Here is a 17,895-nt window from a genome sequence, read left to right on the forward strand (position 1 = left end):
TGGAGGCACTTTCTTAAGGCCGTGTTAATGACCTGAGGTGCGCCACAGGGGCAGGGCCAGTGGCAAGGAGAGAGCGAGAGGCTGGGGGAATCACCAGAGGGAGGAATAAACAGAGCCCCGACGGTGCGGGGCTCTGGTGTGTCAACAGACTTGGGGTGTTCGACGGCTCAGGGGCTTGCTCCGTCAGCATCCACAGGCCCATCAGCCTGGCCGGGGATCAGTGCAGGATATCGCCGAAGAAATAGGCCAGCAGGGTCAGGATGAGGGTAAACACCAGGTTCAGCACCAGACCGGCTCGCATCATCTCCCGTTGCTGGATATGACCGCTGGCGAAGACGATGGCGTTGGGCGGGGTTGCCACCGGCAGCATGAAGGCGCAGGAGGCGCCGACTGCGATCAGCACAGACACCACTATGGGGGAGACCCCCAGCGCCTCGGCCACACCGGCGAACAGCGGCACCAGCAGGGCGGCGGTGGCGGTGTTGGAGACCAGCTCGGTCAGGAACACCACGAAGGCGGCCAGGCAGAGCAGGATGATGAAGATGGGCATGGTGGAGAGCGCACTGGAGAGGTGCTCCGCCAGGAAGGCATTGGCCCCGGTTTGCTTGAGGACGGCGCTTAAGGTAAGACCACCCCCGAACAGCAGCAGCACACCCCAGTCGGTGTTCTGGTTGATGTCATCCCAGCTGGCGACCCGGCTGACGGCGATGGCCAGGATGGCACCCATGGCGATCAGGGTATCGAACTGGGGAATGCCCCCCAGGGCCGCGGCTATGGGTTGGGAGCCAATCCACAGCAGCACTGTGGTCAGGAAGATGAGCAAGGTGGTCTTGCGCTGGCCGGTCCACTCTATGGTGACCTGCTCGGTGCTGACCTGGTGCGACAGGTTGGGGCGCGTTACCCAGTAGAGCAGGCCTATGCCCACCGGCATGAAGATGAGCACCACCGGGATGCCGAACTTCAGCCAGTCGGTGAAGCCCAGTCCCATCTGGGCGGCAGCGATGGCATTGGGGGGGCTGCCCACCAGGGTGCCGATCCCGCCGATGCTGGCGCTGTAGGCGACGCCAAGCAGGACGAAGACCAAAGTGCGACGCTCCTTGTGAACGTCGAGGCCCTTGAGCATGCCGAGGGCCAGCGGCATCATCATGGCGGCGGTGGCGGTGTTGCTGATCCACATGGAGAGCGCAGCCGTGATGGTGAACAGCACTATGGCTGCCCAGCCAAGGTGACCCTTGGCAAGCTGCATCACCTTGGCGGCGATCTGGGTATCGAGTCCCTGCTTGGAGAGGGCCGCCGCCAGGGCAAAGCCGCCGAAGAAGAGGAACAGGACCGGGTTGGCGAAGTCGGTCAGCGACTTGCTCATGTCAAACACCCCGAGCAGGGTGGCGAGCACCGGGATGGACAAGGCCGTGATGGTGATGTTCACCGCTTCGGTCAGCCAGAGGATGGCGATGAAGATCAGGATGCCGAGGCCTTTGTTGACCATGGGATCAAACGGAAGCCAGGCGAGCATGGCACAGAGCAGCAGGAGATCCAGGATAACGATCCCGGCCTTGATGTCCAGCCAGCGTGTAGGGGCGGAAGGGACTGCAGAGGTATTCATGTTGTTCTCTCGGTTAATTTATGGTTGTTGTTGTGTTGCCGAGATTACATTTATCCCCCTGTTTGAAACAGGGGGATGTGGTCAAAGCATGTGGCGACTCACAGAGTCAAGTGAAAATGGATCTGACATTAAACAGAAATTAAACATTCTGTTTTCATTTGGGCGCTGCCGCGGTGGAGAGCAGCCACTCCTTGAACAGGCTCTTGGGCAGGGAGCCGCTGCGCTGAGCCAGGATCTGTCCCCCTCTGAAGAACATCAGGGTCGGTATGCTGCGAATGGCGTAGCGGCTGGCGATGGCGGCTTCCTGTTCGGTGTCAAGCTTCACGAAGCGGATGCGGGGTTCGAGTTCAAGCGCTATCTCCTGAAAGACGGGGGCGAACTGCAGACAGGGACCGCACCAGCTGGCCCAGAAGTCGACCACTACCGGAATGTCAGACTGGATCACGGCATCAAAGTTGGTCTGTCGGCCCGCCACCGGGGAGTGGGAAAACAGGGGTTGGTGGCAGCGACCACACTTCGCGTTTGAGTCTGTTTTTTCGGCGGGCAGGCGATTGCGGGTGAAGCAATGGCTACAATAGGTAGTGACAAGTGACATAATTGGTTCCTTTATTCATGGCCCGGCAACATCTTTATTGCATTCACAGAGCAGACTAACGGTAACATAGCGCTCAGTTGTTTTTCACACTCGGCTGTCTGGTCGTGACCCTGAGTCACCGGATGGCTGACCATGACATGAGAATCGTGACGGGATGAAGAGTGTTGCACGGGTCAATCGTGTTGTCTTTGGCCTTATCATCGTATCGCTGCTGGCGTTTTCTGCCTATTGCTGGCAGTTGCTGAGCCAGCAACAACGCGCCTCCGATCTGAGCGTGGCCGCAGAGCTGGTCCTCAACCGGGTCAATACCGACACCGTGTATCTGCTGGGGCGAGAGAAGGCCAGCGATGGCAGCGTACAGCAGCGCCTCAGCCTGCTGTCGAGCAGCCTGGATCGCTTCGTGAGCCAGGTGCGCGAAGACCCGGGCTCGGTGGATGATCCCACTTCCCAGGCGCTGCAACGGGACATCGATGGCTATCTGCTGGATCTCGCCAGGTTCTACACCATGGAGATGACCATCGAATACCTGGCGCCTCGTTTCCAAAGCCAGCTCAAGGCACTGCTGGCAACGCTGCCGGCCGGGGCCGAGCAATCCCGCGATCTCACCGAGCTTGCCCGGTTGAGCCACTACCTCAGGCGCAGCTGGGACACAAGCGAACAGCGTCAACTGCAGCAACTGCAGCAGCGGCTGATGGAGACCTCCCTCGGGCAGCCCAAGGTCATGGCCCTCACCCGACTCAGCCAGGAGCTCAATCAGCAGGTGATGGAGTACCATCGCCTGCGTAACCAGATCGTCGAGATGAAGGGACTGTCCTCGCTGCCGGCGTGGAAACAGAGCAAGCTGGATCAGGCCTCGTCCCTCAAGAGCCGTTTCTATCTGATGGTGCTGGGGGGGGCGCTGCTCTGCTTCTCGCTGGTGGCCGCGACCCTGTGGCGCCGCAACCAGAAACTGAGCGAGCTGTCCCGCCACGCCGCCTTGCTGGCCCAGGCGAAAAGCGATTTTCTGGCGAACATGAGCCACGAGATCCGCACCCCCATGAATGCCATCATCGGCTTCAGTGCCCTGGCGCTGCAGACCAATCTCGATCAGCAGCAGCGGGACTATCTCAACAAAATAAAGTCCTCGTCTGACACCTTGTTGTTGCTCATCAACGACATCCTGGATTTGACCAAGGTGGAGTCTGGCAAGCTGACGCTCGAGGAGATCGACTTCGATCTCAGCGAGCAGCTCGACTCCCTGGCCGCCATGTTTGCGGATCTGGCGGAGCGCAAGCAGATCGAGGTCATCATCAACAAGTCGCCTGCGGTGCCCGATTTTCTGCGCGGCGATCCGCTGCGCCTCGGCCAGGTGCTGGTCAACCTGGTCAACAACGCCATCAAGTTCACCGAGCGGGGGGAGGTGGAGGTGGCCATCACCCTGACCAACCAGCATCCCATGCGAGTGTGCTTCAGCGTGCGGGATACCGGCATCGGCATAGCGCCGGAGAAGCAGGCGCAGCTGTTCCAGCCCTTTACCCAGCTGGAGGCGGGCAACACCCGCAAATATGGTGGCTCAGGGCTTGGGCTCAACATCTCCCAGCGGCTGGTGGGGCTGATGGGGGGGGAGATCAGGGTGCAGAGCAAGCCAGGGGTGGGTTCCACCTTCCAGTTCGAGATCCCCCTGTCTCAGGCCGTCTATGGTGTCTCCGGACGCCGTGTCTTCTTCGATCACCAGCCTCTTATTTTGATGATGGATGACAACGAACTGGTGCTGGAGCTGGCCAAGGACATACTGGGCCGGGCCGGCGCCTCCGTGATCGCGGTCGACAGCCTCTCCCGTGCCCGCCAGGTGCTGCGGGAGGAGGGCCACCACATCCGGCTCGCCATCCTCGACTGGCGCATGGGACAGGAGGACGGTCTGGATCTCGCCCTCGAAATGTATCAGCACAGCCAGTGGCGGCGCCTGCCCATACTGATGACTAGCGCCTGGTCCAGGGAGGGGCTGCACGGGCGCATGGAGAGCATGGGGCTGACCCACTTCCTGGCCAAGCCCATGACAGAGAATACCCTGCTAGCCAAGGTCGATGAGCTGCTCAACGGCAGCTCCCACGACAGCAAGGTCCGTCAGGCCGAGGCGCAGGGGGATCAGCAGCACTTCAAGGAGCTGCTGCACGGGACCCGGGTGCTGCTGGCCGAAGACAACCGCGTCAACCAGCAGCTCATCATGGAGTACCTGCGCCGGGTCGAGGCCGTGGTCACTGTGGTGGACAACGGGCGCGAGGCGGTGGAGCAGGTGGCGGAGCAGCCCTTTGACGTCATCCTGATGGATCTGCAGATGCCGGTGCTCGATGGCCTGGATGCCACCCGCCAGATCCGCAAGATGGTGGACAAGCACGACGTCCCCATCATAGCGCTCACCGCCAGCGCCATGCCGGGGGACAGGGAGCGTTGCCTCGGGGTCGGCATGAACGGTTATGTCACCAAGCCGGTCAGCAAGCTGGATCTCTACAACAACCTGCTGCAGTGGGTGAAGAGCGCCAGCGGCGAGCGGCGAGTGCCGCTCGAGGTCAAGCCGCCGGATCTGATGGGGGTGCTGGATCTGGAGGATGCGCTGCGCCGGCTGGAGCAGGACAGGGAGGCGCTGCAGATCCTGTTCAAGCTGTTCCTCTCCGAACACAAGGACGATCTGTGGGACATTCGCTCCGCCCTGCGCCGCCAGCAGCCCGAAGTGGCCTGCCGCCTGCTGCACACCTTGAAGGGGGTGTCGGCCAACATCTCCGCCTCCCGGCTGCAACTGCTGGCCGGCGAGCTGGAGTGGCGGCTGCGGTTGCAAGAGGAGCTGAGCGAGGGGGAACTGACCCAGTTGCAGCAGGTCTTCATCCAGACCCGGGAGGAGGTCTCCCACTTCCTGCTGACCGGCGAGCAGCAGGAGTCGGTCGCCTTCCCGTTCTCGCCCCCCGACAAGCGGCTGTGAACCGGTGAGATAGCAATCGTTCTCAAGTCGTCCGCTTCAGGCTATGATGACCCACTCCCATCGCCCCCACCTCGGGGGCGATTGTATTGAGCTTCTCTCTATGACCACGCGGCGCCGGCTGTGCCGCGAGCAAGGACTTTACTGTGAGCGTATTTTTGCGGCTTGGCTGGTTTTTCAAGGATCAGTGGCGGCGTTATCTGATGGCCATCTCCCTGCTGATGATGGTGGCCCTGTTGACCGTGATCCCCCCCAAGGTGGTGGGCTGGGTAGTGGATGGCATCGCCAGGGGGGAGCTCGATGACGGTACCCTGATGGGCTATCTGGCGGGGCTCTTTGGCCTCGGCCTGCTCATCTATCTGCTGCGTTATGTGTGGCGGGTCATGCTGTTCGGGGCCTCCTACCGGCTCGCCTATGTGCTGCGCAACCGCCTCTTTACCCACTTCACCCGCATGAGCCCGGATTTCTATCAGCGCCACCGCACCGGCGATCTGATGGCCCATGCCACCAACGACATCCAGGCGGTGGAGATGACGGCCGGAGAGGGGGTACTGACCCTGGTGGATTCCTTCATCGTCGGGATCCTGGTGCTCTCCATCATGTGCAGCCAGTACTCCTGGCAGCTGACCCTGCTCTCCCTGTTGCCGCTGCCGGTGATGGCCTTCTTCATGAACCGCTTTGGTACCCAGATCTACAAGGAGTTCAAGGCGGCGCAGGGGGCTTTCTCCCGGCTCAACAACAAGACCCAGGAGGCCCTCTCGGGGGTGCGGGTGCTCAAGTCCTATGCGGTGGAGTCCCTCGAGGATCAGGGCTTCGCCGAGCTGACCCGCCAGGCGGGGGAGCGCAACATGGCGGTGGCCCGCATCGATGCCAAGTTCGATCCCGTGATCTATCTGTGCATCGGCTGCTCCTATTTCCTGGCGGTGGCCGGCGGCAGCGCCCTGGTGCTGCAAGACAAGCTGACCCTGGGGGAGCTCACCAGCTTCACCATGTACCTGGGTCAGCTCATCTGGCCCATGTTCGCCATCGCCTGGTTGTTCAACATCATAGAGCGGGGCAGCGCCGCCTACTCCCGTATCGAGAGCATGCTGAGTGAGCGCAGCGACATCGAAGAGCCCGCCCGGCCTGCGGCCTTTGTCTCGGCTCTGCCCCTTGAGGTCAGGGGCCTGGGCTATCGGCTGGAGCAGCGTACCCTGCTGCAGGATATCGACTTTACCCTCAAGCAAGGGGGCATGCTGGGGGTGGTGGGACGCACTGGGGCGGGCAAGAGCTCCCTGCTCAAGCTCCTGATGCGGCTGGCCAATCCCACGGCCGGTGCCATTACCATGGGGGGCGTGCCCATCGATCAGCTGCCCCTGGGCACCCTGCGCAACCAGTTTGCCTATGTGCCCCAGGAGCCCTTCCTCTTCTCCACCACCATCGCCGCCAACATCGCCCTCGGCAAGCCGGAGGCCAGCCAGGAGGAGATAGAGCGGGTGGCGCGCATCGCCTGCGTCCACGACGACATCGTTCGTTTCCCCAGAGGCTATGAGACCGAGGTGGGGGAGAAGGGGGTGACCCTCTCCGGCGGCCAGAAGCAGCGCCTCGCCATTGCCCGCGCCCTGCTGCTGGATGCCCCCATCCTGGTACTGGATGACGCCCTGTCGGCGGTGGATGCTCACACAGAGCAGCAGATCTTGCTGGCGCTCAAGGCCCACAGACGGACCCTCATACTGGTGAGCCACCGCATGACGGCGGTGGAGCAGGCCAACGAGATCCTGGTGCTGGAGCAGGGAGCCATCAGCGAGCGCGGTGCCCACGGTGCCCTGATGGCCCACAACGGCTGGTACGCGGATATGGTGCGCTATCAGCGCCTGGAGCAAGACGTGGAGGAGAGCCTGTGAGTTCGATGATGAGACGAGTGGTTCCCCTCATCCCCAACCCTTCTCCCGCAAGGGGAGAAGGGTGCAAAGAGAGTCAACTCCCTGAGAGTGCTGTGCTGGAGGCAAGTCTGTGAACCCGACCATCAAACGGCTGCTCGCCTATTGCGCCCGTTACCCGCGCTGGCTGGTGCAGGCGGGCATCTGCCTGCTGCTGGCCACCGGCGCCGAAGTGGCCGGGCCCCTGCTCATCAAGCTCTTCATCGACGACTATCTGGCGCCGCGCCAGCTGGTGTGGCCCGACATCGCCGCTCTTGCCGCCGGTTATCTCGGCCTTCAGGTGCTCTCGGCGGCGGGTTTTTACCTGCAATCCCTGCGCTTCAACCGCATCGCCCAGGCAGTGGTGCAGACCCTTCGCGAGCAGGTGTTTGCCACCGCCATCCGGCTGCCGGCCCGCTATTTCGACAAGCATCGCTCGGGCTCCCTCATCTCCCGCATCACCAACGACACCGAGGCGATCATGAACCTCTATGTGCAGGTGATTGGGCTGCTGGTGCAAAAAGTGGTGCTGCTATGCGGCATCCTCATCTCCATGGCGCTGCTGGATCTGCGCCTGATGCTGGTGTGCGCCACCCTGCTGCCGGCGGTGGGGGCCGTGATGTGGCTCTACCAGAAATTGAGCGTACCCGTGGTGCGGGCGACCCGCAGCCTGCTCTCCGACATCAACAGCCGGCTCAACGAGTCCCTGCAGGGGATGCCGGTCATTCAGGCCATGGTGCAGGAGCGCCACTTCGCCAATGCCTTTGCCGAGGTGAACCAGCAGCACTGGCAGGCCAGGATCAAGAGCCTCAAGATCAACGGTATATTGCTGCGCCCCCTCATCGATCTCTTCTACATGATGGTGCTCATCGGCCTGCTGGCGCTGTTTGCCCACGAGGGGTTGAGCACGGGCAGCGCCATCCAGGTGGGGGTGCTCTACGCCTTCATCAGCTATCTGGGGAGGATGATCGAGCCCCTCATCGAGATGACCAACCAGCTCAACCAGTTGCAGCAGGCCATGGTGGCGGGGGAGCGGGTCTTCGCCCTGCTGGACGAATCCCGGGAGAGCACGCAAGGGGAGAGCCCTGCGTTGCAGGGGCGGGTCAGCTTCGAGGGGGTGAGTTTCTCCTACGATGGCCAGCAACCGGTGCTGCAGGAGGTGAGCTTTGCCACCCGTCCCGGCCAGATGCTGGCGCTGGTGGGCCACACCGGCAGCGGCAAGTCCACCATCATCAGCCTGCTGATGGGCTTCTACCCCCTGGATCAGGGCTGCATCCGTTTCGATGATCACCCCATGAGCGCGCTGTCGCTCTCGGCGGTGCGCCGCAGCATAGGCCTGGTGCAGCAGGATCCCTTCATCTTCGTCGGGACCCTGGCGGAAAATCTGCGTCTTGGCCGTGACGGCATCCTTGATGCGACGCTCTGGCGAGCACTGGAGGAGGTGCAGCTGGCCGCCTTCGTGCGCCACCTGCCAAAGGGGCTGGAGACCCTGATGGAGGAGGGGGGCAAGAACCTCTCCGCCGGTCAGCGCCAGTTGCTTTCGTTTGCCCGCGCCCTGGTGGGGGATCCGCGCATCCTCATCCTGGACGAGGCGACCGCGAGCGTGGACTCTCAGACCGAGCTCGCGCTCTCCCAGGCGCTCTCGGCGGCGCGCCGTGGCCGCACCACCATCGCCATCGCCCACCGGCTCTCCACCATAGTGGATGCGGACGAGATCCTGCTGCTCTCCCGCGGTCAGGTCAGCGAGCGCGGCACCCACGGCGAGCTGATGGCGCTGGGGGGCCACTACGCCCAGCTGTTCGAGATGCAGAGCCAGGGGGCCTGGCTCGAAGAGAAGCGGGCCTGAAAACCCGCATAAAAAACAGCCGGCAGATGCCGGCTGTGTTGTTTCTTGGATTGGGGAGGATCAGACCGTGGCCTTGTGCCGTGCGATCAGCTTGGGCGCCAGGGGCGGGAAGTCGTCGTTGAAGAAGGTGTCGGCTTCCTCGATCTGGGCCTTGCGCTGCTTCTGGATGAAGCTGTCGAAGTCGCGCTTGATCTCCGGATCCTTCAAGGCCTCGTAGTCGAACACGTTGGCGGCGTAGAGGTAGTTGAAATGGATGTCGACGAATTCGGCGCTGGCACAGGCGGAGGTGAACTTGCTGTTCTGGCGGTCGAAGTTGACGCGGTACTGCTTGATCTTCGGCACATAGACCAGCTCGTTGCCCACCTTGAACACTTCCACCGTGACCCCCACGGTGATGGTCTTGTAGAAGTCCTTGTTGTTCTCCACCCCGAAGCGGATGGCATCCCCCTGCTTTTGCAGGAACTTGTTGAAGCTGGCCAGCGCCGTGGTGCCCTGGCTCACCACCACATCCATGATGAAGTTGATGAAGTCGGTAGCGATGCTGAGCCCCTTGATGTGGCGGCTGTAGCTCTGCTGATCGATCTTGCTCGGCCCCATCAGAGGGATCTTGGAGAGGGCCCTGGCCCAGAGATCCGCGTCCGTCTTGTACTGCTCGCCATAGGCTTCGGCGTAGCGGTTGATGTAGGCGGTGACCACGGAGGTGATGGCGATGAGGTAGGCCTTCTGCTCCGCCAGCTTGGCCATGACGGCGGGATCGTCCAGCAGCTCGTTGGCCACGATGAACTCCACCAGGCCGTCCTTGTCGGCATAGGGATCATTGCCCACCGCCCGGACGGTGTCGGGCAGATTGACGTCGTTGAAGAAGGCCTCGGCCTCGGCGAACTGATCATGGTTGCTCAGGCGGTTGGCCGGTGCCTCGCGCACCAGCTGGCAGAGCACTATCTCGGCCTCGTAGTCCGACTCGCGCCACAGGGGAGCCTGGGCCTGGTTGCCGAAGGTTTTCTTGTAGGCGAGGTTGAAGTCGAACAGCACAGAGTTGCATCCGCAATCCATGGCGAAGTCGACGGTGTAGCTGAGCGGCCCGGTGGGCAGCGGCTTGCTCATCTTGCCCTTGGCGCTGAGGTTGGCATAGCACTTGAGGTACTCCCGGCCAAACAGCTCAAAGGCACGGTTGTTGTTGAAGTTGAGCAGGAAAGTACCGGCGCTCTCGCCCCCGTTGAACAACTGTTGCACGTGACTCATCTCTCTATCCTTATGGTGAGATTGGTAAACGGGTTGACCCGGTGCCGAGTGGCTACTTCCGGGCCAGCAACAGCCTAGCGAGGGGGGAGGCATTTCGTTACTGCGATTATTCTCAGTGGCGCTGGCGAGAGGGTGAACTAGCGCCTGGGCAATCCCATTTATCGTTAGCTTTCATCCGGCTAGGGGTGTAATGAAAGTGCCATATGGATTCTTAATGAAAAAAATGTCTGGCACGAAGAGAGAATGGCACCCCTTAGGCGAGGATGTCAGGGTCAGTCTCTCCCCATCGAATGCAGCGGCGCCCATCATTTGAATGACAAAGAGGTCCGGGAGCCGATCGTCCTCACAGCGATGGCAACGGAGGCTTGTCTATTGGGGAGTTGGCTGGCAACATTTCGTTCACACTAACTCATCGGATCAGTTCGCAATGGACCTGCAACGCTTCAAAGCCAATCTCGCCCTGCGCCTGTTTGCCTGGCGCTATATTCCGGTCATCGGTTTTTGCGCCCCCGTCATCGAAGAGATGAACGCCAAGGCGCTGCGCATCCGCATTCCGCTGGGCTGGCGCACCCGCAATCACCTGGGCAGCATGTATTTCGGGGCGCTCGCCACCGGCGCCGATCTGGTGGGTGGCTTGCTGGTGATGGAGAAGGGGCGGGCACGGCGCAAGAAGGTGCATTTTGCTTTCAAGGATGTGCAGGGGGAGTTTCTGAAGCGCCCCGAGGGGGATGTGCAGTTTGACTGCGCGGCCGGGGAGGCCATAGACGCCATGATAGACGAGTCCCTGGCGACGGGGCAGCGCATCAACCGCCCCATCCAGGTGGTGGCCACCTGCCCGTCGCTCAACGGGGATGAGGCGATGGCGCGCTTCGTGCTGACCCTGTCGATCAAGGCCAGTTAGGCAGCCCCTGCTGGGCGTCAGGGTTCGGCCGATGGCCGGGCTCTGGTGCCATTGAGGGTCAGGCCGCGAGACTTAAAGGATCTCGGGGCTGATACCTTCCTTTACCACAACTTTCATGCCGTTGAAGTTGACCACCTGCTCGGCCACTATCTTGCAGCGCTTGCGGGTCTCGACCTGACCGTCTACTTCCACCAGACCCTCTGCGACCAGCGCCTTGGCGGCACCGCCACAATCGGCCCAACCCTGATGCTTGATCAGGTCACACAAGGCAACGAAGGGGTGACCTTCGAGCAGAAACGTCTCCATGGGAAATCCTCTAGCTGGATGAATGCCTACACGGCAGGGCGGCCATTTTAGGCAGTTAGGCGGGGCAGGGAAAGGGCCAGGGCCCAATTGCCTCGAAAAAGGGGATGAATGGAGCGGGGCAAACAATCAGCCCGGCGGGGGCCGGGCTGATTGTGTCTGTGTGCCGTCGGTGCTCAAGGCAGCTTGACCACGGCTTCCCCCGTCACGGCGAGGGCGCCGCCTTGGGTGAAGATGCGGGTGGCCAGGGTGGCGATGGGCTTGTCGTCCCGCATGGCAATCACCTCCACCTCAGCCGTCGCCTCGTCCCCGACAAAGACCGGCAGCTTGAAACTGAGGCTCTGGCCCAGATAGATGCTCCCCTTGCCCGGCAACTGCTGGCCCAGCAGCCCGGAGAAGAGGCTGGCGAGCAACATGCCGTGGACGATGGGGCGCTCGAACGCCGTGGTGGCGGCGAAGGCCGGATCCAGGTGCAGGGGGTTGAAATCCTCCGAGAGCGCGGCGAAGGCGGCCACCTCCGTCGCCCCGAACCGCTTGGTCAGGCGAGCCTTCTGGCCTATTTCAAGGGATTGTGGGCTCATGCGGCGTCCTCCTCGGTAGCGCTGGCAAACACGGGGTTGAGCCGCACCTTGACATAGTGGCCGGGGGCGGGGGCCAGCCCTTCGTCTGGTACCCGCGCGAGGACGGGCTCCGCCCCTTCGTCACGGCTCTGGATAAAGCCCATCATCTCGGGCCACCAGGATCCGCCCTGGTGCGTCGCTCCAGCAAGCCAGCTCTCCGGACTCTCGGCCCCGGCCTCGCTCTGCCAGAAGCCGTACTTGTTGGCGGCCGGCGGGTTGATGATGCCGGCGATGTGGCCCGATTCCGCCAGGAGGAAGCGCTGCTCCCCGCCGAACAGCTTCATGCCCTGCCAGGTGCCCTGCCAGAGGGCGATGTGATCGTCCACCGCCGAGACCAGCAGCACAGGGGTCTTCACCTTGGCGAGATCGATGCGGGTGTTGCGGATCTTGAGCTCCCCCTTCACCAGCTGGTTCTCCAGATAGAGACGACGCAGCAGGCTGTTGTGGGTCTTGCCCGCCACATGGGTGCTGTCGCTGTTCCAGTGCAGCAGATCGAAGGCCACCGGGCTCTGCCCCTTGAGGTAGCTGTCGATGTAATAGTTCCAGTAGAGGCTGTTCTCCCGCAGCAGGCTGAAGGAGACCGCCAGCTGGCGCCCGTCCATGATGCCCTTGGCCTCATTTTGCGCCTCGAGCGCCGCTATGATGGGCTCGTGGATGAAGATGCCAAGCTCCCCGGGCTGGGAGAAGTCCAGCAGGGTGGTGAACAGGGTGGCGGTGCGCACCCGCTGCTTCTGGCGCCGCGCCGCCAGCCAGCCCATGGCGAGCGACAGGGCAGTGCCGCCTATGCAGTAGCCGATGCCGTGCACCTCCCGCTCGCCAGTGGCCGCCTCCACGGCGTCCAGGGCGGCGATGACGCCATCCACCACGTAGTCGTCGAGATCGACCTGCGCCTGTGCCACCCCCGGGTTGCGCCAGGAGATCATGAACACCGTCTGGCCCTGGGCGACCAGCCAGGCGACCAGGGAGTTCTGGGGCCGCATGTCCATGATGTAGTACTTGTTGATGAAGGGGGGCACGATCAGTACCGGCGTCTTGCCCACCGTCTCCGTGCTCGGGCTGTACTGGATGAGCTCATAGAGCTCGGTGCGCTGCACCACCCGGCCCGGGGTGGTCGCCAGATCCCGGCCGAGCTCGAAGGCGGACTCGTCGGTCAGGCGTATGTTGAGCTGATCGGCGCTGCGCTCCAGATCCTCGGCCAGCAGAGCCAGTCCGCGTACCAGATTCTGGCCGTCGGACTCCAGGGTCAGCTTGAGCAGCTCCGGGTTGGTCGCCAGGAAGTTGCTGGGGGCCATGGCGTTGACGTACTGACGGGTGAAGAAACGCAGCCGCTCCCGGCTCTTCTGGGGTACGCCGTCTAGGGCATCCACCGAGGCCAGCAGGTGCCGGGCGGTGAGCAGATAGGACTGTTTGAGGTAGTCATAGATGGGTTGTTCGCTCCAGGCCTCGGCCTTGAAGCGGCGATCGCTGCGCTCCGGGGTGATCACCGGCTCGCTCTGCTGGCCTGCGCTCTTGAGCAGGGTGTGCTGCATCAGCTTGAGCTGATCCTGCCACCAGTTCATCTGAGACTGGATCAGTTGCCAGGGTTGCTGGCTGCCTTGCTCCAGCACCTGGCCCAGATCGTCCAGATTGGTCTGCAGCAGGGCCTGGGCGGTGCGCTCTGTCTGGGCCTTGGCCATGGCCAGCAGCTTCTCGTTGTAGTGGGCCAGGGCCTCGAACAGCGGGCCATAAGATGGTTGGCTCATGTGCTCTCCTTCACCCACACCCGCGGCGGGAACGAGCCCGTCCTGTCGAGTCGTGGGGAGATGTGGCTGCCCGAACGGGCAGCCAGGGGTTATCAGGCCTTGCCCGTGCTCTTCTTGATGCCGTCCGCAGTCAGGGCGTCCAGCTCTTCCTTGAACTGCTGGCCGAGGGCGCTCAGCTTCTGGATATCGTCCAGCATCTGGCGGGAGAGCTGGCTGGCGGTCTCCAGTTGCACTGTGCCGAGCGCTGCCAGGCTCTGGGTATCCTGCACCTTGCTCACGGCCTGCAACTGGTTGAGGCCCAGTTCGGCGTAGGCGTTGGCGGAGGCGAGCTGCAACCGGGTCAGCTGTTCAATATTGCTGGCCAGCAACTGGTTGTAGCGGGTGAGGGGGGAGGCAAAGCCTTGCATCTGCTCGGTAAAGCTCTTGAGTATGTCCATATTCATCATGCGTCTCCATTTCGGCTGAACTGTATTGTTATGAGCCAACTGGCCCAGAGTGGGTACAACTCGTCATCCATGTTCACGTGTTGTTTGCTCTGTTCAAACACACGTTTGAGCATTCTGCAATCAAATGCGGTTTGGTGTAAATGACATAAATGTTAATTTCTGTTTGAATTTTTTTGTCAGCGTTCCTCGCCGGGAGTGGGGTCAGACGAGAGGTGACGCACGGGGCCTGGTGCACGCTCGTCCCGCCAGCGCCGCGCTGGTAGTCTGGCATGTCACTCAGACTGCCAAGGAATCCCGATGAACCCTCTCGCCCTGCTGCTCGGTTGCTCCGCGCTGGCCCTCGCCGGCACCGCTCAGGCCAGCACTCCGGTCCAGATCTCCCTGCCCGGCATCAACCTGCCTTCGTCCCACCAGGTGGAAGGGGCGCGCGCCTCCTTCCTGTATGGCCGCACCGGCCAGGTGAAGGGCATTGACCTGCCGGTGTTCGCACTCTCCGACGTGGATCAGTTCACCGGTCTGCAGCTCGGCATCTTCTTCGGCGCTGGTCGGGTGCGCCATCAGTTCGGCGGGGTCGCCATCAACGCCGTCAACTGGCATGAGGGGCAGGACACCGGGGTCAACCTGGGCTTCGTCAACCTGACCAACAATGTGCAGGGGCTGAACTGGGGGGCGGTCAACATCGCCCAAGGCAATGCCTTGGCCAACGTCGGCTTTGTCAATTATGCCGAGCGCACCACCTTCCAGCTTGGTTTCATCAATGCCACAAAACACCTTGATGGTCTGCAGATAGGCCTCGCCAACTACGCCGAGAACGGCATCTTCCCCATCTTGCCCCTCATCAATTTCAAGAAATCCTTCTAGGAGGGGAGCCTGACCTTGCTTTAGGAGGCGCAGCCATTACCCTGTGCTCCATCAATAGTGCGCAAAGGTGACAGGGGCATGACAACGGAACACATGGATGCGATCGGCATCGGTTGGGATGTAAGGGGCTGGCAGGGCAATGCCCAGGCGGTGGCCGTGGTGGGCTGGCAGAGCCGCACGCAGCAGTTGCACTGGCTCGGGGTCTCCCCTCTGTTTCGGTTGAGCTCCAGGGTGGCGCCGGATCTGGATGCCTTGCTGCGTCCGGCGCTGCAAGACGAGATGGCGCTGATGCAGGCGCTGGCCTGCCCGCGACTGGCACTCGGCATCGACGCCCCGCTGGCATTTCCCCGTGCCCTCGGCGAGCTGCTGGCGGGGAGGGGCGTCGAATGCGCCGTGCCCCAGCGGGAGATAGACAACCCCTATGCCTATCGGGACTGCGAGCGCTGGTTGCATCAGCAATACGGCAAGAAGCCGCTATCGGCCACCTTCGACAGACTCGGCAACAACGCCACTCTGGCGCTCTCCATGCTGCCGCGCCTTGGGGGTCTGCAGCTTGTGCCCAGGTTACAGCCCCGGGCCGAGCGCGCCGTGCTGGAGGTCTATCCGGCTCTTGCCAAGGTGGCAGGCAAGGCTTCACCGGCCAGGGAGGAGATAGTGGCCTCCTTGCCGGCTGATGTGGTGGCCGGGATGGATCGCTACGACGCCGCCCTCTGCGCCCTGATGGCGCTGCAATATGCTGCCGGGGGGGCGGTCGTCTCCCTGCCGGATCTTGTCTCTGCGCCCTCCGACTTCCCCCTGGACGAAGGCTGGGTCTATCACTTCGCGAGGCCCTAAGCCTTAAGTACAAAGCCCGAGGCCATCGGCCTCGGGCTCAGTGCCATCCACGCCTCGTCGCTCTTACTCGATGCTGTCTCCCGCCATCCGCCTGCCTGCATTAAAAATGCCCTCATATGCCATCAAACAAGAGTATGAAGAGCCCGTGTCACACCGACGAGACCGAGACGGTTCTGGTTTGCCAGGTTAACAAGGATGGGGGCGTTGGCGTAACACTCCATGGAATGGTCATTTCGCCGCATAAATGGTGAGTGTTGCCGGGAATCACTGGCAGAGCCCACTCTGCATCCGATATATTGCCCGCTTTCCTCATGCTTCTTCAGTGGTGGTGTCGATGAAACGCATTCTCTCTATCCAGTCCCACGTGGTATTTGGCTGTGCCGGCAACAGCGCCGCCGTCTTCCCCATGCGCCGTCTCGGCATGGAGGTCTGGCCCGTCAACACGGTGCAGTTTTCCAATCATACCCAGTACGCGTCGGGCTGGCAGGGAATGGCAATGCCCGCCGGCCATATCAGCGCCCTCTGTCAGGGGCTGATGGATATCGAAGTGCTGGGGCGGTGCGATGCGGTGCTGAGCGGCTATCTGGGCTCGGCGGAGCAGGGGAGCGAGATCCTGACCGTGGTGGCTGCGGTCAAGGCGGCCAATCCGGCGGCTATCTATTTTTGCGATCCCGTCATGGGCCATCCGGAGAAGGGGTGTATCGTCGCCCCCGGCGTGACCCGTTTCCTCACCGAGCAAGCGCTGCCGGTGGCGGACATAATGGCCCCCAACCTGCTGGAGCTGGAGACTCTGTGTGATACCCACCTGGCGGATCTGGTCCAGACGCGCGCCGCGGCGCATCAGCTGCTGGCCCGAGGAGTGAAGATGGTGCTGGTCAAGCATCTGGGGCGTGCCGCCCGCGAACCGGGTCGCTTCGAGATGCTCTTGGCTACCCCCCAAGGGGATTACCTGATCGCCCGTCCGCTCTATGAATTTGCCCGTCAACCGGTGGGGGTGGGGGATCTCATCAGCGCCCTGATGCTGGCCAACCTGCAGGCGGGGTTTGATGCGGTGGCCGCCTTCGAGCGCACCAACGCTGCGGTCGATGCGGTGTTGCGGCATACCTGGCAGGCGGAGGCCTACGAGTTGCAGCTGATCGCGGCCCAGTCCGCCTTCGCCGAGCCGCAGATCGCACACAGGGCCGAGCGGCTGGCCGACGGGGTGGTGTGATGCCGCAACCGTGATCGGCCAAGCTCATCCTTGGCTGATCACGGTTGTACGGCCTGAAAATGCTCCACAGTGGGGAAAGGATCGTAGAAGTGGTGGAGCAGCGCCTTCCACTGCTGGTATTGAGGGGAGCCGCGAAATCCCTGGGTATGATCCTCGAGCCGTTGCCAGTTCACCAGCAGCAGGTAGCGGTGGGGATCGGTCAGTGAACGTTGCAACTGGTGACCGGCGTAACCGGGCTGGGTGCTGATGATGCGCTGGGCCTGCTCGAATGCCTGCTCGAAGGCGGCAGCCTGGCCCGGGATGATCTGCAGCGGGGCGACTTCCAATATCATGATGGATCCTTGCCATTTCTCGATGAAGGGGGCCATTTCAGCAGCGAATGCACCAATAAACAAGGCCAGCCTCGGGGTCTGTCTCTTGTACGCAAGCTCCCGAACATCACTCAGATTTCTTGAGCTCTTGTTCCCGCCCGTGGGCGCCATCTTTTGTTATCGACCCAGGGCAATTTCACATGCCACTCACCAACCCCATCCAATGAGCACAGGCACAATCTGCTCAGGTTGAACGCCATGACCCGCAGCCTTGCCCTGTTCCCGCCGAGATGGAAGGTGTCTACTGGTTCACGGCTGCGCATGCAAAACAACATGCGCTGTTACTGGTGCTGGCAGAGAGGTTCATGCTCTCCTTTGGTCATCGGAGCGTGCGCATACCAGCCAGTTATTGCTGTTGGCGGCCACAGACCAGCCGGTGGTCGGGTTGATGGCACAGAAAACATGGGCCAGTGATATTCGTCAGCAAAGCCAGCGGTACCTGCATGCCACAAGGCCTAACCAGGAGAAGGAGA

Annotated in this window: 15 protein-coding genes; 7 read left to right on the forward strand and 8 right to left on the reverse strand. The window is 62.2% G+C overall.

Going from position 1 to position 17,895, the window contains the following annotated elements; translation table 11 throughout:
- Positions 1-217: 217 nt before the first annotated feature.
- Positions 218-1,603: an SLC13 family permease gene (locus PG898_RS02805; protein WP_005323530.1), complete on the reverse strand. Its 1,386-nt coding sequence runs from the start codon at positions 1,601-1,603 to the stop codon at positions 218-220.
- A gap of 154 nt (positions 1,604-1,757) precedes the next feature.
- Positions 1,758-2,198, reverse strand: coding sequence for a thioredoxin TrxC (gene trxC, locus PG898_RS02810; RefSeq protein WP_270823502.1), 441 nt, complete (start codon positions 2,196-2,198; stop codon positions 1,758-1,760).
- Between the two features lie 154 nt (positions 2,199-2,352).
- On the opposite strand from trxC, the gene PG898_RS02815 reads away from it, so the two are divergent.
- From PG898_RS02815 to PG898_RS02825, 3 genes are all read left to right on the forward strand, one after another.
- On the forward strand, positions 2,353-5,151 hold the full coding sequence (locus PG898_RS02815; RefSeq protein WP_270823503.1) for a response regulator: 2,799 nt from the start codon (positions 2,353-2,355) through the stop codon (positions 5,149-5,151).
- 143 nt (positions 5,152-5,294) lie between these two features.
- The gene (locus PG898_RS02820; RefSeq protein WP_270823504.1) at positions 5,295-7,031 is read left to right on the forward strand and encodes an ABC transporter transmembrane domain-containing protein; all 1,737 of its coding nucleotides are present in this window, start codon (positions 5,295-5,297) and stop codon (positions 7,029-7,031) included.
- Positions 7,032-7,140: 109 nt separating this feature from the next.
- Positions 7,141-8,892 (forward strand): ABC transporter transmembrane domain-containing protein, encoded by a 1,752-nt coding sequence (locus tag PG898_RS02825; protein WP_270823505.1) that lies wholly within the window; start codon positions 7,141-7,143, stop codon positions 8,890-8,892.
- A 60-nt stretch (positions 8,893-8,952) separates the two neighbouring features.
- On the opposite strand, the gene PG898_RS02830 is transcribed toward PG898_RS02825, so the two are convergent.
- Positions 8,953-10,134 (reverse strand): hypothetical protein, encoded by a 1,182-nt coding sequence (locus PG898_RS02830; RefSeq protein ID WP_270823506.1) that lies wholly within the window; start codon positions 10,132-10,134, stop codon positions 8,953-8,955.
- Positions 10,135-10,561: 427 nt separating this feature from the next.
- Between PG898_RS02830 and PG898_RS02835 the strand changes: the two genes are divergently transcribed.
- On the forward strand, positions 10,562-11,035 hold the full coding sequence (locus PG898_RS02835; protein ID WP_025327111.1) for a DUF4442 domain-containing protein: 474 nt from the start codon (positions 10,562-10,564) through the stop codon (positions 11,033-11,035).
- Positions 11,036-11,107: 72 nt separating this feature from the next.
- Here PG898_RS02835 and ybcJ read toward each other — a convergent pair whose 3' ends face one another.
- From ybcJ to PG898_RS02855, 4 genes are all read right to left on the reverse strand, one after another.
- Positions 11,108-11,341 (reverse strand): ribosome-associated protein YbcJ, encoded by a 234-nt coding sequence (ybcJ, locus tag PG898_RS02840; protein WP_005324920.1) that lies wholly within the window; start codon positions 11,339-11,341, stop codon positions 11,108-11,110.
- Positions 11,342-11,514: 173 nt separating this feature from the next.
- The gene (locus PG898_RS02845; protein WP_270823507.1) at positions 11,515-11,919 is read right to left on the reverse strand and encodes a MaoC family dehydratase; all 405 of its coding nucleotides are present in this window, start codon (positions 11,917-11,919) and stop codon (positions 11,515-11,517) included.
- A complete protein-coding gene (locus tag PG898_RS02850) occupies positions 11,916-13,700 on the reverse strand; it encodes a class I poly(R)-hydroxyalkanoic acid synthase (RefSeq protein WP_270823508.1) in 1,785 nt (594 codons plus the stop codon). The genes PG898_RS02845 and PG898_RS02850 overlap by 4 nt, the downstream gene beginning before the upstream one ends.
- 92 nt (positions 13,701-13,792) lie before the next feature.
- Complete coding sequence (locus PG898_RS02855; RefSeq protein WP_270823509.1) at positions 13,793-14,143, reverse strand: phasin family protein; 351 nt, start codon at positions 14,141-14,143, stop codon at positions 13,793-13,795.
- Positions 14,144-14,443: 300 nt separating this feature from the next.
- Between PG898_RS02855 and PG898_RS02860 the strand changes: the two genes are divergently transcribed.
- From PG898_RS02860 to pdxY, 3 genes are all read left to right on the forward strand, one after another.
- Positions 14,444-15,007 (forward strand): VC2662 family protein, encoded by a 564-nt coding sequence (locus PG898_RS02860; protein WP_005324927.1) that lies wholly within the window; start codon positions 14,444-14,446, stop codon positions 15,005-15,007.
- Between the two features lie 78 nt (positions 15,008-15,085).
- Complete coding sequence (locus PG898_RS02865; RefSeq protein ID WP_270823510.1) at positions 15,086-15,841, forward strand: DUF429 domain-containing protein; 756 nt, start codon at positions 15,086-15,088, stop codon at positions 15,839-15,841.
- A gap of 334 nt (positions 15,842-16,175) precedes the next feature.
- Entirely contained in the window at positions 16,176-17,051 is an 876-nt protein-coding gene (pdxY, locus tag PG898_RS02870) for a pyridoxal kinase PdxY (protein ID WP_270823511.1), read from the forward strand.
- Positions 17,052-17,089: 38 nt separating this feature from the next.
- Here pdxY and PG898_RS02875 read toward each other — a convergent pair whose 3' ends face one another.
- Positions 17,090-17,383 (reverse strand): antibiotic biosynthesis monooxygenase family protein, encoded by a 294-nt coding sequence (locus PG898_RS02875; RefSeq protein ID WP_218409860.1) that lies wholly within the window; start codon positions 17,381-17,383, stop codon positions 17,090-17,092.
- Positions 17,384-17,895 lie beyond the last annotated feature (512 nt).

The organism is Aeromonas sp. QDB31, assembly GCF_027707605.1.
In the GTDB taxonomy this organism is placed as follows: Bacteria; Pseudomonadota; Gammaproteobacteria; order Enterobacterales; family Aeromonadaceae; genus Aeromonas; species Aeromonas media.

What these genes read in the sequence shown, in the direction of transcription:
- PG898_RS02845 (WP_270823507.1), bottom strand. Translation starts at nt 11,919, where the DNA reads ATGAGCCCACAATCCCTTGAAATAGGCCAGAAGGCTCGCCTGACCAAG.
- PG898_RS02855 (WP_270823509.1), bottom strand. Translation starts at nt 14,143, where the DNA reads ATGAATATGGACATACTCAAGAGCTTTACCGAGCAGATGCAAGGCTTT.
- PG898_RS02815 (WP_270823503.1), top strand. Translation starts at nt 2,353, where the DNA reads ATGAAGAGTGTTGCACGGGTCAATCGTGTTGTCTTTGGCCTTATCATC.
- PG898_RS02865 (WP_270823510.1), top strand. Translation starts at nt 15,086, where the DNA reads ATGACAACGGAACACATGGATGCGATCGGCATCGGTTGGGATGTAAGG.
- PG898_RS02830 (WP_270823506.1), bottom strand. Translation starts at nt 10,134, where the DNA reads ATGAGTCACGTGCAACAGTTGTTCAACGGGGGCGAGAGCGCCGGTACT.
- PG898_RS02860 (WP_005324927.1), top strand. Translation starts at nt 14,444, where the DNA reads ATGAACCCTCTCGCCCTGCTGCTCGGTTGCTCCGCGCTGGCCCTCGCC.
- pdxY (WP_270823511.1), top strand. Translation starts at nt 16,176, where the DNA reads ATGAAACGCATTCTCTCTATCCAGTCCCACGTGGTATTTGGCTGTGCC.
- trxC (WP_270823502.1), bottom strand. Translation starts at nt 2,198, where the DNA reads ATGTCACTTGTCACTACCTATTGTAGCCATTGCTTCACCCGCAATCGC.
- PG898_RS02875 (WP_218409860.1), bottom strand. Translation starts at nt 17,383, where the DNA reads ATGATATTGGAAGTCGCCCCGCTGCAGATCATCCCGGGCCAGGCTGCC.
- PG898_RS02850 (WP_270823508.1), bottom strand. Translation starts at nt 13,700, where the DNA reads ATGAGCCAACCATCTTATGGCCCGCTGTTCGAGGCCCTGGCCCACTAC.
- PG898_RS02835 (WP_025327111.1), top strand. Translation starts at nt 10,562, where the DNA reads ATGGACCTGCAACGCTTCAAAGCCAATCTCGCCCTGCGCCTGTTTGCC.
- ybcJ (WP_005324920.1), bottom strand. Translation starts at nt 11,341, where the DNA reads ATGGAGACGTTTCTGCTCGAAGGTCACCCCTTCGTTGCCTTGTGTGAC.
- PG898_RS02805 (WP_005323530.1), bottom strand. Translation starts at nt 1,603, where the DNA reads ATGAATACCTCTGCAGTCCCTTCCGCCCCTACACGCTGGCTGGACATC.